At 60.4% G+C, this 14,653-nt stretch carries 13 protein-coding genes; 6 read left to right on the forward strand and 7 right to left on the reverse strand.

Annotated elements, in window-relative coordinates; all coding sequences use genetic code 11:
- Positions 1-184: 184 nt before the first annotated feature.
- Positions 185-1,147 carry a thioredoxin-disulfide reductase gene (gene trxB, locus ND528_RS24645; RefSeq protein ID WP_016771656.1) on the reverse strand — a complete coding sequence of 321 codons (963 nt, stop codon included), beginning with the start codon at positions 1,145-1,147 and terminating at the stop codon, positions 185-187.
- Between the two features lie 312 nt (positions 1,148-1,459).
- Between trxB and cysZ the strand changes: the two genes are divergently transcribed.
- The gene (gene cysZ / locus ND528_RS24650) at positions 1,460-2,212 is read left to right on the forward strand and encodes a sulfate transporter CysZ (protein ID WP_263471415.1); all 753 of its coding nucleotides are present in this window, start codon (positions 1,460-1,462) and stop codon (positions 2,210-2,212) included.
- Between the two features lie 40 nt (positions 2,213-2,252).
- Complete coding sequence (locus tag ND528_RS24655) at positions 2,253-3,452, forward strand: glycosyltransferase family 4 protein (protein WP_263471416.1); 1,200 nt, start codon at positions 2,253-2,255, stop codon at positions 3,450-3,452.
- Positions 3,453-3,579: 127 nt separating this feature from the next.
- Here the strand turns inward: ND528_RS24655 and ND528_RS24660 are convergent, their stop codons facing one another.
- From ND528_RS24660 to ND528_RS24670, 3 genes are all read right to left on the reverse strand, one after another.
- Complete coding sequence (locus tag ND528_RS24660; RefSeq protein ID WP_122508236.1) at positions 3,580-4,683, reverse strand: NADH:flavin oxidoreductase; 1,104 nt, start codon at positions 4,681-4,683, stop codon at positions 3,580-3,582.
- Positions 4,684-4,878: 195 nt separating this feature from the next.
- Entirely contained in the window at positions 4,879-5,361 is a 483-nt protein-coding gene (locus tag ND528_RS24665; RefSeq protein ID WP_122610823.1) for a glutathione peroxidase, read from the reverse strand.
- Positions 5,362-5,484: 123 nt separating this feature from the next.
- Entirely contained in the window at positions 5,485-5,970 is a 486-nt protein-coding gene (locus ND528_RS24670; protein WP_263471417.1) for an FKBP-type peptidyl-prolyl cis-trans isomerase, read from the reverse strand.
- On the opposite strand from ND528_RS24670, the gene ND528_RS24675 reads away from it, so the two are divergent.
- Genes ND528_RS24675 through ND528_RS24685 form a run of 3 tightly spaced genes read left to right on the forward strand, consistent with a single transcriptional unit; the run spans position 5,939 to position 9,322 of the window.
- Positions 5,939-6,265 carry a DUF3565 domain-containing protein gene (locus ND528_RS24675; protein WP_263471418.1) on the forward strand — a complete coding sequence of 109 codons (327 nt, stop codon included), beginning with the start codon at positions 5,939-5,941 and terminating at the stop codon, positions 6,263-6,265. The two genes, ND528_RS24670 and ND528_RS24675, sit on opposite strands and share 32 nt — an antisense overlap.
- A gap of 51 nt (positions 6,266-6,316) precedes the next feature.
- Entirely contained in the window at positions 6,317-8,416 is a 2,100-nt protein-coding gene (gene pta, locus ND528_RS24680) for a phosphate acetyltransferase (protein WP_263471419.1), read from the forward strand.
- Positions 8,417-9,322, forward strand: a complete 906-nt coding sequence (locus ND528_RS24685; RefSeq protein WP_137215489.1) for an acyltransferase — start codon at positions 8,417-8,419, stop codon at positions 9,320-9,322. It begins immediately after the preceding gene.
- Between the two features lie 174 nt (positions 9,323-9,496).
- Here the strand turns inward: ND528_RS24685 and cysN are convergent, their stop codons facing one another.
- The 3 genes from cysN to ND528_RS24700 all read right to left on the reverse strand — a co-directional run bounded on the left by cysN (position 9,497) and on the right by ND528_RS24700 (position 13,331).
- Positions 9,497-11,395 (reverse strand): sulfate adenylyltransferase subunit CysN, encoded by a 1,899-nt coding sequence (cysN, locus tag ND528_RS24690; protein ID WP_263471420.1) that lies wholly within the window; start codon positions 11,393-11,395, stop codon positions 9,497-9,499.
- 9 nt (positions 11,396-11,404) lie between these two features.
- On the reverse strand, positions 11,405-12,322 hold the full coding sequence (cysD, locus tag ND528_RS24695; RefSeq protein ID WP_016771664.1) for a sulfate adenylyltransferase subunit CysD: 918 nt from the start codon (positions 12,320-12,322) through the stop codon (positions 11,405-11,407).
- 250 nt (positions 12,323-12,572) lie between these two features.
- The gene (locus tag ND528_RS24700) at positions 12,573-13,331 is read right to left on the reverse strand and encodes a Nif3-like dinuclear metal center hexameric protein (protein WP_263471421.1); all 759 of its coding nucleotides are present in this window, start codon (positions 13,329-13,331) and stop codon (positions 12,573-12,575) included.
- Positions 13,332-13,435: 104 nt separating this feature from the next.
- On the opposite strand from ND528_RS24700, the gene algW reads away from it, so the two are divergent.
- Positions 13,436-14,593, forward strand: coding sequence for a Do family serine endopeptidase AlgW (algW, locus tag ND528_RS24705; protein WP_016770590.1), 1,158 nt, complete (start codon positions 13,436-13,438; stop codon positions 14,591-14,593).
- Positions 14,594-14,653: the final 60 nt, after the last annotated feature.

The raw sequence follows: 14,653 nt of genomic DNA on the forward strand, positions 1-14,653 counted from the left end.
AGCCACACCTATCCCCTGTGGGAGCGAGCCTGCTCGCGAAGACGGACTGACATTCTTCGATGATGTCGACTGATACACCGCTTTCGCGAGCAGGCTCGCTCCCACACTGGATGCGTGGCGGCTGCGAATCTCGGGCACAAAAAAACCGGCCAATCTCTGGCCGGTTTTTTTGTGCCCTGCGGTCTTAGAACGTGGCGTTCTGCAGGCCGTCCAGGTAGCGCTCGGTGTCGAGTGCCGCCATGCAACCGGCGCCGGCCGAGGTGATGGCCTGACGATAAACGTGGTCGGCCACGTCACCGGCAGCGAAGATGCCTTCGACGCTGGTGGCCGTCGCATTGCCTTCGCGGCCGCCCTGCACAACCAGGTAACCGTCCTTCAGAGTCAGCTGACCTTCGAACAGCGAAGTGTTCGGGGTGTGGCCGATGGCGATGAACACGCCGTCGACTTTGATCTCGTCGAAGCTGCCATCGTTGTTGCGCAGACGCGCGCCGGTTACGCCCATGTTGTCGCCAAGGACTTCGTCCAGATTGGCGTTCAACTTCAAGATAATCTTGCCTTCGGCCACACGGGCGTTGAGCTTGTCGATCAGGATCTTCTCGGCGCGGAAGGTTTCGCGACGGTGGATCAGGGTTACGGTGCTGGCGATGTTGGCCAGGTACAGCGCCTCTTCGACAGCGGTGTTGCCCCCGCCAACCACGGCGACCGGCTTGTTGCGGTAGAAGAAACCGTCGCAGGTCGCGCAGGCCGACACGCCTTTGCCCATGAACGCTTCTTCCGACGGCAGGCCCAGGTAGCGGGCGCTGGCACCGGTGGCGATGATCAGAGCATCACAGGTGTAAACCGCGCTGTCGCCGGTCAGAGTGTACGGCTTGGCAGCGAAGTCCACGGCGTTGATGTGATCGAAGACGATCTCGGTCTCGAAACGCTCGGCGTGCTCGCGCATGCGCTCCATCAGCACCGGGCCGGTCAGACCGTGGACATCACCCGGCCAGTTGTCGACTTCGGTGGTGGTAGTCAGTTGACCGCCGGCCTGCATGCCGGTGATCAGCAGTGGCTTGAGGTTGGCGCGGGCCGCGTAGACCGCAGCGCTGTAGCCGGCGGGGCCGGAACCGAGAATGATCACTCGCGAATGACGGACTTCAGACATGAATCTGCTCCTGTTGGCCGGCCATGAAAAATCTGGCACGGACGCCGGACGGCCGGCGGAATAAAAAAGGACCGTGGACACCTTGGGGAAGGCTTGAACTCGACAGTCCTGTAAAAAGTTGGGTGCAGCGTATCGAGGGGGGCAAGATTAAGGAAATACGGTTTAACAATCCAGCTCATAGGTGGTCTCTATGCCGAGACGCTGACGAGATAGACCTCTTTGTTACAGTGAATGTCGATTGCCCTGCCGCGCTTTCGCCGCTGTGGCAAAGCCGGTAACGTCGGCGCGTTTTCCCTTGCTTCGGAGCACCTTATGCCCGCCCCTGTTCTGTCCGGCCCGCAATACCTGCGCGAAGGCCTCAAACTGGTCCTGAGCCCTGGCCTGCGCCTGTTCGTGTTGTTGCCGCTGGCGATCAACCTGGTGCTGTTCGTCGGATTGATCTATCTGGCCGGCCACCAGTTCAGCCTGTGGGTCGACACGCTGATGCCGTCGTTGCCTGAATGGCTGAGTTTCCTCAGCTATATTCTGTGGCCGTTGTTCGTGGTCCTCGTGACCTTGATGGTGTTTTTCACCTTCACCATGCTCGCCAACATCATTGCCGCACCGTTCAACGGCTTCCTTGCAGAAAAAGTCGAAGTGGTGGTGCGCGGCACCGATGATTTCCCGGCGTTCAGTTGGGGCGAACTGATCGCGATGATCCCGCGCACCCTTTCCCGGGAAATGCGCAAGCTCGGCTACTTCCTGCCGCGCGCCATCGGCCTGTTCATCCTGTCGTTCATCCCGGTGGTGAATATCGTCGCCGCGCCGTTATGGCTGCTGTTCGGCGTGTGGATGATGGCCATCCAGTACATCGACTACCCGGCGGACAACCACAAACTGGGCTGGAACGAGATGCTTGCCTGGCTGCGGCAGAAGCGCTGGCAGAGCATGAGTTTTGGCGGGATCGTCTATCTGGTGTTGCTGATTCCGGTGGTCAACATCCTGATGATGCCGGCGGCGGTAGCCGGGGCGACGTTGTTTTGGGTGCGTGAGCGTGGCGCCGAAAATCTGGTGATCCAACACTGACCGCGTCACAAATCCATCATCCGACCGTAACAAGCTCGACATGGCCTCAGCCGACACTGAGGTCATGACGACAGCTCTACATATCACTCTCATCAGCGAAACCTTCCCACCGGAAATCAACGGCGTGGCCAATACCCTTGGCCGCTTGTGCGAGGGTTTGCGCGCACGTGGGCATCAGGTGGAGCTCGTGCGCCCGCGCCAGGCCATCGATCCGCAACGCAGCGAAGACGATGCACTGTTGCTGTGTCGTGGATGGCCACTACCGGGCTATCCGGGGCTGCAATGGGGCCAGTCGTCGATGCATAAACTGCTGCGCCGCTGGAAACGCCAGCGCCCGGATGTGCTGTACATCGCCACGGAAGGCCCGCTCGGGTTGTCGGCACTGCGCGCGGCACGGCGGTTGGGGATTGCGGCAGTGAGCGGCTTCCACACCAACTTCCAGCAATACACCAGCCAGTACGGCCTCGGCCTGCTGACGCGAATGCTCACGCATTATTTGCGCTGGTTTCACAATCGTTCGGCAATGACTTTGGTGCCGAGCGCCAGTCAGCGCCTGGAGCTGGAGCGGCGGCATTTCGAACGGCTGGCGTTGTTGTCGCGGGGTGTGGACAGCCAGTTGTTCCATCCGAGCAAACGTCAGAGCGCGTTGCGTGAGCAATGGGGACTCTCTGATAAAGATATCGCGGTCATCCATGTAGGAAGGCTCGCCCCCGAGAAAAATCTGGGCCTGCTCAAACGCTGCTTCGAGACCCTGCGGGAAACTTATCCACAGCGCCATCTGAAGCTGATCGTGGTCGGAGATGGACCGCAGCGTTCGGCGCTGGAGAAAGAACTGCCGGAGGCGATCTTCTGCGGCGCGCAGCGGGGAGAAGCACTGGCGGCGCACTACGCCTCAGGAGATCTGTTCGTATTTCCCAGCCTGACCGAAACCTTCGGCAATGTGGTGCTGGAAGCCCTGGCTTCGGGACTCGGCGTCGTTGCCTATGATCAGGCAGCGGCGGCGCAGCATATTCGCCACGGCTACAACGGCGTGTCAGCCATGCCCGGTGATGAGCAGGCGTTCTGCGAAGCGGCGGCGTGGTTACTGGAGGAGGATGAGCGGTTGCGCTGTGTGCGGCTGAATGCGCGGCAGCATGGCAGTCGCCAGGGCTGGGCGGCAATTATCGAGCAGTTCGAGGGGTATTTGCGTGGGGCTTGTGTGGGGGAGCTGGTGGTGCCTGGGGCGCAGACACAACCTTAGATTTTCGGCGACATAGAAACAGCTTTCGCGAGCAGGCTCGCTCCCACATGGGTACTGCATTCTTTCAGATGGAATGCGGTCGAAGGTGGGAGCGAGCCTGCTCGCGAATGGTTCGAACTGGCGCCGCTTAGACCAAGGTCATCAACGCCTCACGACTAAACGGAAGAATGTCCTGCTCCCGCCCTTCACGGACTTTCTGCGCCCAGTCCGGATCGACCAGCAGCGCGCGGCCCACTGCTACCAGGTCAAACTCTTCTTTGTTCAGACGCTCCAGCAGGTTTTCCAGGCTGGCCGGTTGCGCGACCTTGTCGGTGTTGACCATGAACTGCAGGAACTCGCCATCCAGGCCGACGCTGCCCACGGTGATGGTCGGTTTGCCGGTCAGCTTGCGGGTCCAGCCAGCAAGGTTCAGATCCGAACCGTCGAACTCCGGCTCCCAGAAGCGTCGGGTCGAGCAGTGGAAAATGTCCACGCCGGCGTCGGACAGCGGCTTGAGAAACTCGCCCAGCGCTTCGGGGGTTTGCACCAGACGCGCAGTGTAATCCTGCTGTTTCCATTGCGAAAAACGGAAGATGATCGGGAAGCCCTCACCGACAGCCGCGCGCACTGCTTGAATCAATTCGATGGCAAAACGCGAACGATTGGCCAGGCTGCCACCGTATTCGTCGCTGCGCTGGTTGCTGCCTTCCCAGAAGAACTGGTCGATCAGATAGCCGTGGGCGCCATGGATTTCCACACCGTCCATGCCGATGCTTTGCGCATCTTTGGCAGCCTGGGCAAATGCAGCGATCACGTCCTGGATGTCCTGCTTGGTCATGCCGTGAACCACGACCTGACCATCCTTGAGTTTTTCCGACGGACCGTAGCCCGGCACGCTGGCGTCCGGCTCGGTGCCAAGGCGACGTACGCTGCCGACATGCCACAGTTGCGGGACGATCTTGCCGCCCTCGGCGTGCACGGCGTCGACAACTTTTTTCCAGCCGGCCAGCGGCGCGTCACCGAAAAACTGCGGCACGTTAGGATAGCCGTTGGACGCGATGTGGCCGACCGTGGTGCCTTCGGTGATGATCAAGCCAACCCCAGCGGCCGCGCGACGGCGATAGTACTCAATGACTTTGGAATTCGGCACGCCGCCCGGCGAGAACGAGCGGGTCATTGGCGCCATGACCACGCGGGTCGGCAGTTCGAGGGCACCGAGATGGAACGGTTTGAACAGGGCTTGAACAGGCATCGAGAGGCTCCATAGCGATCGATTTATGACGGCGATAATATGGAGGGCCGGAGCCTTTGAACAGCATTATTGATTTGGGTGATTAAGGATTAAAAGAATGAAAAGCAAAAGATCGCAGCCTTCGGCAGCTCCTACACGGGATTTGTGGTCCCCCTGTAGGAGCTGCCGAAGGCTGCGATCTTTTGATCCTGCTTTTCAGCCCAGCGCTTTTTCAATCGCATGCACGATCGTCGGATCATCCGGCGCCGTGCGCGGCGAGAACCGCGCCAGCACGCGGCCGTCCTTGCCGAGCAGAAACTTTTCGAAGTTCCAGGTGATGTCACCGGGAAACTCGGCGCCCTCGCCCGCCAGCAGGCGATACAACTGATGCCGCTCGTGGCCGTTGACTTCGAGCTTGCTCGACAACGGAAAGGTCACGCCATAGTTGAGGCTGCAGAACTCCTGGATTTCTTTCTCCGAGCCTGGCTCCTGACCGGCAAACTGGTTGCACGGCAGGCCCAGCACAGCAAAGCCTTTATCTTTGTATTGCTGGTAGAGGTTTTCCAGTGCCGCGTACTGAGGGGTCAAGCCGCATTTGGAGGCCACGTTGACCACCAGCACGACTTGGCCCTTGAACGGCGCCAGCGGTAGCTCCTGACCATCCAGGGCTGTCAACTTAAGGTCGTGAAAAGCACTCATGCCGAACTCCAGGATTCTCGTGTTCTACTCGAAACAGCCACTTGGCGAGGCCACCAAGGACAGCCGCGGACTAAAAAGGCGCCCACAGGCGCCTCTCCAGTACTCGAAGCTTAGCGCAGAAAATCAGTGGTGATGGCCACCTTCGCCATGGACGTGACCATGAGCGATTTCTTCCTGGCTGGCGTCACGGATATCAACGATCTTCACTTCGAAGTTCAGGCGCTGACCGGCCAGAGGGTGGTTGCCATCAACGGTGACGTCGTCGCCGTCCAGATCACGGATGGTGACGATCTGCATCTGGCCGTCCGGCGCCGAAGCGTGGAACTGCATGCCGACTTCCAGCTCGTCAACGCCTTCGAACATGCTGCGGCTCAGGGTGCTGACCAGTTCAGCGGCGTATTCGCCGTAAGCGTCTTCCGGCTCAACGGCCACTTTCAGCTCGTCACCGACAGCTTTGCCTTCAAGGGCTTTTTCCAGGCCCGGGATGATGTTGCCTGCGCCTTGCAGGTAAACCAGCGGAGCGCCGCCGGCGGAGCTGTCGATGACCTCACCAGAGTCGTTGGTCAGGGTATAGTCGATGGAGACAGCCTTATTGGCGGCGATCAGCATGGGGCGAGACCTTTTGCATAAGAATATAGAAAGGCCAAGTTTAGCGAAGCAATCGCGTGAAAGCGACCACAAGCCGGACAAACGGGTTTCGACCATCACCGGCTTCCATCAGGACGAAGACGGCCATTGGGTGGTCGAGCTTTCCTGTGGCCACACCCAGCACCTGCGCCACCAGCCGCCGTGGCAAACCCGCGCCTGGGTCCTGGATCCGGCGCAACGTATTGAAAAAACAGGTCAACCCTTTGCCTGCGGTTGGTGTGCACAAGGCTCGGTTAGCGCTAACCTTGGCGACTGAATTTCGGTAGTCGGCCAGACATAGGCTGACACCCTTGCATAGAGAATTCCCATGCAAACTTTTTTTATCGCCCCCACCGATTTTGGCGTGGGTCTGACCTCCATCAGCCTCGGGCTGGTGCGCACGCTTGAACGCGCCGGCCTCAAGGTCGGCTTCTTCAAACCGATCGCCCAGCCGCACCCGGGCGACACCGGCCCTGAACGATCCACCGAACTGGTGGCGCGCACCCACGGCCTGAAACCGCCGCAGCCGTTAGGCCTGGCGCACGTCGAACGCATGCTCGGCGACGGTCAGCTCGACGAACTGCTCGAAGAAATCATCGCCCTGTATCAGCAAGCGGCGGTCGGCAAAGACGTGCTGGTGGTCGAAGGCATGGTGCCGACCCGCAGCGCCAGTTACGCGGCGCGGGTCAACCTGCACTTGGCCAAGAGCATCGATGCCGAGGTCATTCTGGTCTCTGCGCCGGAAAACGAAGTGCTCGCCGAGCTGTCCGGCCGCGTCGAGTTGCAGGCGCAAATGTTCGGCGGCCCGAAGGATCCGAAGGTCCTCGGGGTGATCCTCAACAAGGTCAAGACCGACGAGAGCATGGACGCCTTCGCCACGCGTCTGAAGGAGCATTCGCCGTTGCTGCGCAGCGGTGATTTCCGCCTGCTCGGCTGCATCCCGTTTCAGCCGGAACTCAACGCGCCGCGCACCCGCGACGTCGCCGACCTGATGGGCGCACAAGTGCTCAACGCGGGCGACTACGAAACCCGGCGCATGAGCAAAATCATCATTTGCGCACGGACCATGCGCAACACTGTCGAGCTGCTCAAGCCCGGCGTGCTGGTGGTAACGCCGGGCGATCGCGACGACATCATCCTCGCCGTCAGCCTCGCAGCGATCAACGGCGTGCCGCTGGCCGGCCTGTTGCTGACCAGCGACACCCTGCCCGACCCGCGCATCATGGACCTGTGCCGGGGCGCGTTGCAGGCCGGTCTGCCGGTGTTGTCGGTAAGCACCGGCTCGTACGACACCGCCAATCTGCTCAATGGCCTGAACAAGGAAATTCCGATCGATGACCGCGAGCGCGCGGAGATCATCACCGATTTCGTCGCCAGCCACCTCGACGCCAACTGGCTGCACCAGCGCTGCGGCACGCCTCGGGAGATGCGCCTGTCGCCGGCGGTGTTCCGCTACCAATTGATCCAGCGCGCGCAAGCGGCGAACAAGCGCATCGTGTTGCCCGAAGGCAGCGAGCCGTTCACCGTGCAAGCGGCGGCGATCTGTCAGGAACGCGGGATCGCTCGCTGCGTATTGCTGGCCAAACCCGAAGACGTCGAAGCCGTCGCCCGCGCGCAAGGTATCGTGCTGCCGCCGGGTCTGGAAATTCTTGACCCGGACCATATCCGCGAGCGCTACGTCGAACCGATGGTCGCCCTGCGCAAGAGCAAAAGCCTCAACGCACCGATGGCCGAGCAGCAACTGGAAGACACTGTGGTGATCGGCACCATGATGCTTGCGCTGGACGAGGTCGACGGCCTGGTCTCAGGCGTGATCAACACCACCGCCAACACCATCCGCCCGGCCCTGCAACTGATCAAGACCGCACCGGGCTGCACGCTGGTGTCGTCGGTGTTCTTCATGCTCTTCCCGGAAGAAGTGCTGGTCTACGGCGACTGCGTGATGAACCCGCACCCGAGCGCTGCCGAACTCGCCGAGATCGCCCTGCAAAGCGCTGACTCGGCGGCCTCATTCGGTATCACTCCACGGGTGGCGATGATCAGCTATTCCAGCGGGGAATCGGCGCGCGGTGAAGAAGTCGAGAAAGTCCGCGAGGCGACCCTGCTCGCCCATGAGCAACAAAATTCGCTGTTGATCGACGGCCCGTTGCAATACGACGCTGCCGCCAACGCCGACGTGGCGCGGCAACTGGCGCCGAACAGTCAGGTCGCCGGGCGCGCCACGGTGTTTGTGTTCCCCGATCTGAACACCGGCAACACTACGCACAAAGCCGTGCAGCGCAGCGCTGATTGCGTCAGCCTCGGGCCGATGCTGCAAGGCCTGCGCAAACCGGTGAACGACCTGCCGCGCGGCGCGCAAGTCGATGACATCGTCTACACCATCGCGCTCACCGCGATTCAAGCCGCCAACCGACCTATGGATGTGTAAATGCTGGATTTTCTCCCTGCACCGTTGCGCGGCGTGATCGCCTCGCTGCTGTTGGCGCTCAACACGATTCTGCTCTGCTCGTTCCTGTTCTGCGTGGCGTTGGTCAAGGCCCTGCCGTTTGCCTTTACCCAGCGCATCGCCGGTTGGCTGATGAGCCACACCCATGAAGCGTGGATCAGCAATAACAAGGGCTGGATGAATCTGGTACGGCGCACCCGCTGGCACGTCAGCGGCCTGCAAGGCCTCGACTATCAGCACTCGTACCTGATCACCAGCAACCACCAGAGCTGGGTGGATATTCTGGTGCTGCAATACGTGCTCAACCGCAAGATTCAACCGCTGAAGTTTTTCCTCAAGCAGGAGCTGATCTGGGTTCCGGTGATTGGCCTGGCCTGGTGGGCGCTGGGCTTTCCGTTCATGAAGCGCTACTCCAAGGCGTACCTGGAAAAACACCCGGAGAAGAAAGGCAAGGACCTGGAAACCACGCGCAAGACCTGCGCGAAATTCCGGCATAACCCGGTGGGAATTTTCAACTTCGTCGAAGGCACACGCTTCACCGAAGGCAAGCATGCGCAGCAGCAGTCACCGTTCAAGTACCTGCTCAAGCCCAAGGCCGGCGGGATCGCCTTTGTGCTGGATGCGATGGGCGAACAGCTGGAGTCGATCGTCAACGTGACCATCCACTACCCGGCCGGACGTCCGGGGTTCTGGGACTTGCTCTGCGGCAATGTGCGCGATGTGGTGGTGCATTTTGAAGAAATCAAAATCCCGCCGGCCTTCATCGGCAAGAACTACGACCAGGACGGCGAGTATCGATTGCAGTTCCAGGGCTGGATCAACCAGCTGTGGCTGGACAAGGATGCGTTGCTGGAGCAGATGCACCGCGAATATCCAACCAAACACTAACCCCCTGTGGGAGCGAGCCTGCTCGCGAAAGCGGTGGATCAGCTTGCAAAGATGTTGAATGAGATAACGCTTTCGCGAGCAGGCTCGCTCCCACAGTTTTGATCGCCGTATGCCCGAATAAAAAAGCCCGCCGATGATTGCTCATCGGCGGGCTTTTTGGTTTGCAGCCAACGCTTAAATCGCGCCACGCTTGCGCAGCAGATCCAGCACTTGCTTGACGCTTTCTTCCAGCGTCAGCGACTGGGTATCAATCACCAGATCAGCATTCAGCGGCACGTCATACGGGAAAGACTCACCCGGAATGTTATCGCCACCCGCCGCATACAACCCTTGCGGATCACGCTCGGCGCACACGGTCGGCGAGGCCTGCACATAGACCGTCAGCAAGCGATCCTTGCCGATCAGTTCCTTGGCCTGCTCGCGACCTTCGGCACTCGGCGCAACGAACGCGGCCAGGGTCAGCAGCCCCGCTTCGTTGAACTGACGCGCCACGTGGGCGGCTCGACGCCAGTTCTCGGTACGCCCGGCGCGATCCTGTGGCAGACCTTTGTTCAAGTCATGACGCAGGTTCTGGCCATCCAGTACAAACACCGCGCGGCCCATGTCGAACAGCTTGCGCTCGACCGCGTATGCCAGGGTGCTTTTACCCGCGCCCGACAGGCCGCTGAACAGCACGGTGGCCGGTTGCTGGCCGAAGCGCTGGGCACGCTCTTCGGTCGCCACGTGCGCCAGTTTGCCGTGATGCGTGGCAGTGCCGTGCGCTACAGGCTGAGCGACGATCATGCCAGCGCCAACGGTGCCATTGGTCAGGCGATCGATAACGATGAACGCGCCGGTGGTGCGGTTGCTTTCGTAACCGTCGAGGGCGATCGGCGCATCAAGTGCGATCTTCACCTTGCCGATTTCATTGAGCTGCAACGCGCTCGCCGGGCCTTCTTCCAGAGTGTTGACGTCGACCTTGTTGACGATGCTGGCGATCGAGCCCGGCACGTAACTGGTGGCGCGTTTGATGTCGTATTTCTTGCCCGGCAGCATCGGCTCTTCAGCCATCCACACCAGCATCGCTTCAAAGCTGTCGGTGACCGGCGGCACGTTGTCGGCATGCACCAACAGGTCGCCACGGGAGATGTCGATTTCGTCTTCCATGGTCAGCGTTACCGCCTGACCTGGGCCTGCGTGTTCCAGTTCACCTTCAAAAGTGACGATGGACTTCACGCGGCTGCTCTTGCCCGACGGCAGCACCACGACTTCGTCGCCCTTGTGCACGATGCCGCTGGCCAGGGTGCCGGCGAAACCACGGAAGTTCAGGTTCGGACGGTTGACGTACTGCACCGGGAAACGCAGATCGGTGAAGTTGCGGTCGCCCGCCACTTCCACAGTCTCGAGGATTTCCATCAGCGACTGGCCTTTGTACCACGGCGAGCGCTCGGACTTGTTCACCACGTTGTCGCCTTTAAGGGCAGACATCGGCACGAAGTGCATGCTGGTCGGCTTCATCTTCAAGCCTTCGGCGAACTTCAGGTAGTCGGCCTTGATCGACTCGAACACGCCTTCGTCGAAGTCCTTCAAGTCCATCTTGTTGATGGCGACGACGATGTGTTTGATACCCAGCAGGGAAGCGATGAAGCTGTGGCGACGGGTCTGGGTCTGCACGCCGTAACGGGCGTCGACCAGAATGATCGCCAGGTCACAGGTGGACGCACCGGTGGCCATGTTGCGGGTGTACTGCTCATGGCCGGGGGTGTCGGCGATGATGAATTTGCGCTTGGCGGTGGAGAAATATCGGTAAGCGACATCAATGGTGATGCCCTGCTCACGCTCGGCCTGCAGACCGTCGACCAGCAATGCCAGGTCGATGTCGTCACCGGTGGTGCCGACTTTCTTCGAATCGCGGGTGATCGCTTCGAGGTGATCTTCGTAGATCATTTTCGAGTCGTGCAGCAGGCGCCCGATCAGGGTGCTCTTGCCGTCATCGACGTTACCGCAGGTCAAAAAGCGCAGCAGCTCTTTACGTTCGTGCTGGCCCAGGTAGGCGAGGATGTCCTCGCTGATCAAATCAGAAACATGCGACATGACAGCCCCTTAGAAATAGCCTTGACGTTTTTTGTCTTCCATCGAGCCTGCGCCATCGTGGTCGATGACCCGGCCCTGGCGCTCGGAAGTTCGCGTCAGGAGCATTTCCTGAATGATGTCCGTCAGGCTTTCGGCCTCGGACTCCACCGCGCCCGTCAACGGGTAGCAGCCAAGGGTGCGGAACCGCACTTTCTTTTTCACGATGCGCGCTTTGTCTTCATCGGACAGGTGCTCGAGGATGCGCTCGTCGTCGATCATGATCAGCGTGCCGTTCTTCTCGATCACTTCGCGTTCGGCGGCGAAGTACAGCGGCACAATCGGGATGCCTTCGAGGTAGATGTACTGCCAGATGTCCAGTTCGGTCCAGTTCGACAACGGGAACACACGAATGGATTCGCCCTTGTTGACCTTGCCGTTGTAGACGTTCCACAGCTCCGGACGCTGGTTTTTCGGGTCCCAGCGGTGCTTGCTGTCGCGGAACGAGTACACGCGCTCTTTGGCGCGGGATTTCTCTTCATCGCGACGGGCGCCGCCGAACGCTGCGTCGAAACCATGCTTGTCGAGTGCCTGTTTCAGGCCTTCGGTTTTCATGATGTCGGTGTGTTTGGCACTGCCGTGGGTGAACGGGTTGATGTTCTGCGCCACGCCATCGGGGTTGATGTGGGTGATCAGGTCCAGGCCCAAGTCTTCGACCATCTTGTCGCGGAACTTGTACATTTCCTGGAATTTCCAGCGGGTGTCGACGTGCATCACCGGAAACGGCAGTTTGCCCGGGAAGAACGCCTTGCGTGCCAGGTGCAGCATCACGGCGGAGTCTTTACCGATGGAGTACAGCATCACCGGGTTATCGAACTCGGCGGCCACCTCGCGGATGATGTGGATGCTTTCCGCCTCCAGCTGTTTCAGATGCGTCAGTTTGTCGACCATGGCTACTCACGAAAGCTTTCTTATGAACGGCCAGCGGGCCGTGTTCGAGCGAGGAATCCTAGCACAGCGACCTCTTCTAATCAGGACGCCAACTAGATCGAAAGGGTATATGAATATGCCCACCAGTTCGGCCCGTCAGGGCCGAATGTGGGAGCGAGCCTGCTCGCGAAAGCGGATTGTCAGGCACCTTTGTATTGAAGGTCTGAGGCGTTCGCGAGCAGGCTCGCTCCCACAGGAGTTTGCGGCGAGCTCAGATCGGATTCGGGCAATCGATGAAGATGTGCTCAAGGGCAAAGCGCTTCGCCAGATACTCGCCCAGCGCCTGCACGCCATAGCGTTCGGTGGCGTGATGGCCAGCGGCGATGAAGCTGATGTCGTTTTCCCGGGCGCTGTGGAAAGTCTGCTCGGAGGCCTCGCCACTGATGAACAGGTCGACCCCCGCCGCCACGCCCTGATCGATATAACCCTGGCCACCGCCGGTGCACCAGCCGACGCGGCGGATCATGCCGCTGCCTTCGATCAGCAGCGGCTCGCGCCCCATGACTTCCTGCACCTTGCGCGCGAAATCCCGCGAAGTCATTGGCTCATTCAGCGAGCCGACCAGCCCGACGACTTTCGGATTGCTCGGGTCGAGCGAACCTTCGACAGTGATGTCGAGCTGACGCGCCAGTTGCACGTTGTTGCCGACGTCCGGGTGCAGATCCAGCGGCAGGTGATAGGCGAGCAGACTGATGTCGTGCTTGAGCAAAGTCTTCAAGCGGCGCTGTTTCATGCCGGTGACGCAAGGATTTTCGCCTTTCCAGAAATAACCGTGGTGGACCAGGATCAGGTCGGCCTCGGCTTCGACGGCGGCATCGAGCAACGCCTGGCTGGCGGTGACGCCACTGACGATGCGCATCACCTGCGGGCGGCCTTCGACCTGTAATCCGTTGGGGCAATAATCGGCAATTTTCGCACTGCCCAGGTAACGGTCGGCTTCTTCGACGAGGGTGCTGAGGGCAACGGCCATGAAAGACTCCTAAATATCCCGTTCAGAGGCGCGCGCGGCCTCGTATAATGCGCGACATTATGGGCGGTCTGACCTCGCCTGCAACCTTTCCAGGAACGTGCTTAATGCTCAAGGCGCTGCGTTTTTTTGGCTGGCCGCTGTTGGCCGGTGTGCTTATCGCTCTGTTGATTATTCAGCGTTACCCCGAGTGGGTCGGGCTGCCGAGCCTCGACGTCAATCTGCAACAGGCCCCTCAGACCACGATCGTGCAACAGGGGCCGGTGTCCTATGCGGATGCGGTGGGCATCGCCGCGCCGTCGGTGGTCAACCTGTACACCACCAAGGTCATCAACAAACCGGCGCATCCCTTGTTCGAGGATCCGCAGTTCCGCCGCTTCTTCGGTGACAACTCGCCGAAACAGAAGCGCATGGAATCGAGCCTCGGTTCCGGGGTGATCATGAGCCCGGAAGGCTACATCCTCACCAACAACCACGTCACCAGCGGCGCCGACCAGATCGTCGTGGCGCTCAAGGATGGTCGCGAGACGCTGGCACGGGTGATCGGCAGCGATCCGGAAACCGACCTTGCTGTCCTGAAAATCGATCTGAAAAACCTGCCCGCAATCACCGTCGGCCGCTCCGACAGCATTCGCATCGGCGACGTTGCGCTGGCCATCGGCAACCCGTTCGGCGTCGGCCAGACCGTGACCATGGGCATCATCAGCGCCACCGGCCGCAATCAGTTGGGCCTGAACAACTACGAAGACTTCATCCAGACCGATGCGGCGATCAACCCGGGCAACTCCGGCGGTGCGCTAGTCGACGCCAACGGCAACCTCACCGGTATCAACACGGCGATCTTTTCCAAGTCTGGCGGCTCGCAAGGCATCGGCTTTGCCATTCCGGTGAAACTGGCGATGGAAGTGATGAAATCGATCATCGAGCACGGTCAGGTGATTCGTGGCTGGCTGGGCATTGAAGTGCAACCGCTGACCCAGGAACTGGCGGAGTCGTTTGGCTTGTCCGGGCGTCCGGGGATTGTCGTCGCGGGGATCTTCCGTGACGGCCCGGCGCAGAAAGCCGGCCTGCAACTGGGCGATGTGATTCTGAGCATCGATGGCGAGCCCGCCGGCGATGGTCGCCGCTCGATGAACCAGGTGGCGCGGATCAAACCGACCGACAAGGTGACGATTCAGGTCATGCGCAACGGCAAGGAGCTGAAGTTGACCGCTGAAATCGGCCTGCGTCCCCCACCGGCACCGGTGAAAGAAAAAGAAGAGTAAAAATGTTTTCGCGCCAGCGGCGCGAATAACAGACATTCTCAACGGGCATGTTATATTGTT

The organism is Pseudomonas mercuritolerans, assembly GCF_025706525.1.
Lineage (GTDB): Bacteria > Pseudomonadota > Gammaproteobacteria > Pseudomonadales > Pseudomonadaceae > Aquipseudomonas > Aquipseudomonas mercuritolerans.

Excerpts from the sequence above, each read along its gene's own strand:
- ND528_RS24665 (WP_122610823.1), bottom strand. The coding sequence starts at position 5,361 with ATGAGTGCTTTTCACGACCTTAAGTTGACAGCCCTGGATGGTCAGGAG.
- ND528_RS24700 (WP_263471421.1), bottom strand. The coding sequence starts at position 13,331 with ATGGCCGTTGCCCTCAGCACCCTCGTCGAAGAAGCCGACCGTTACCTG.
- ND528_RS24655 (WP_263471416.1), top strand. The coding sequence starts at position 2,253 with ATGGCCTCAGCCGACACTGAGGTCATGACGACAGCTCTACATATCACT.
- ND528_RS24670 (WP_263471417.1), bottom strand. The coding sequence starts at position 5,970 with ATGCTGATCGCCGCCAATAAGGCTGTCTCCATCGACTATACCCTGACC.
- ND528_RS24660 (WP_122508236.1), bottom strand. The coding sequence starts at position 4,683 with ATGCCTGTTCAAGCCCTGTTCAAACCGTTCCATCTCGGTGCCCTCGAA.
- algW (WP_016770590.1), top strand. The coding sequence starts at position 13,436 with ATGCTCAAGGCGCTGCGTTTTTTTGGCTGGCCGCTGTTGGCCGGTGTG.
- cysN (WP_263471420.1), bottom strand. The coding sequence starts at position 11,395 with ATGTCGCATGTTTCTGATTTGATCAGCGAGGACATCCTCGCCTACCTG.
- cysZ (WP_263471415.1), top strand. The coding sequence starts at position 1,460 with ATGCCCGCCCCTGTTCTGTCCGGCCCGCAATACCTGCGCGAAGGCCTC.
- cysD (WP_016771664.1), bottom strand. The coding sequence starts at position 12,322 with ATGGTCGACAAACTGACGCATCTGAAACAGCTGGAGGCGGAAAGCATC.
- pta (WP_263471419.1), top strand. The coding sequence starts at position 6,317 with ATGCAAACTTTTTTTATCGCCCCCACCGATTTTGGCGTGGGTCTGACC.
- trxB (WP_016771656.1), bottom strand. The coding sequence starts at position 1,147 with ATGTCTGAAGTCCGTCATTCGCGAGTGATCATTCTCGGTTCCGGCCCC.
- ND528_RS24685 (WP_137215489.1), top strand. The coding sequence starts at position 8,417 with ATGCTGGATTTTCTCCCTGCACCGTTGCGCGGCGTGATCGCCTCGCTG.
- ND528_RS24675 (WP_263471418.1), top strand. The coding sequence starts at position 5,939 with ATGGAGACAGCCTTATTGGCGGCGATCAGCATGGGGCGAGACCTTTTG.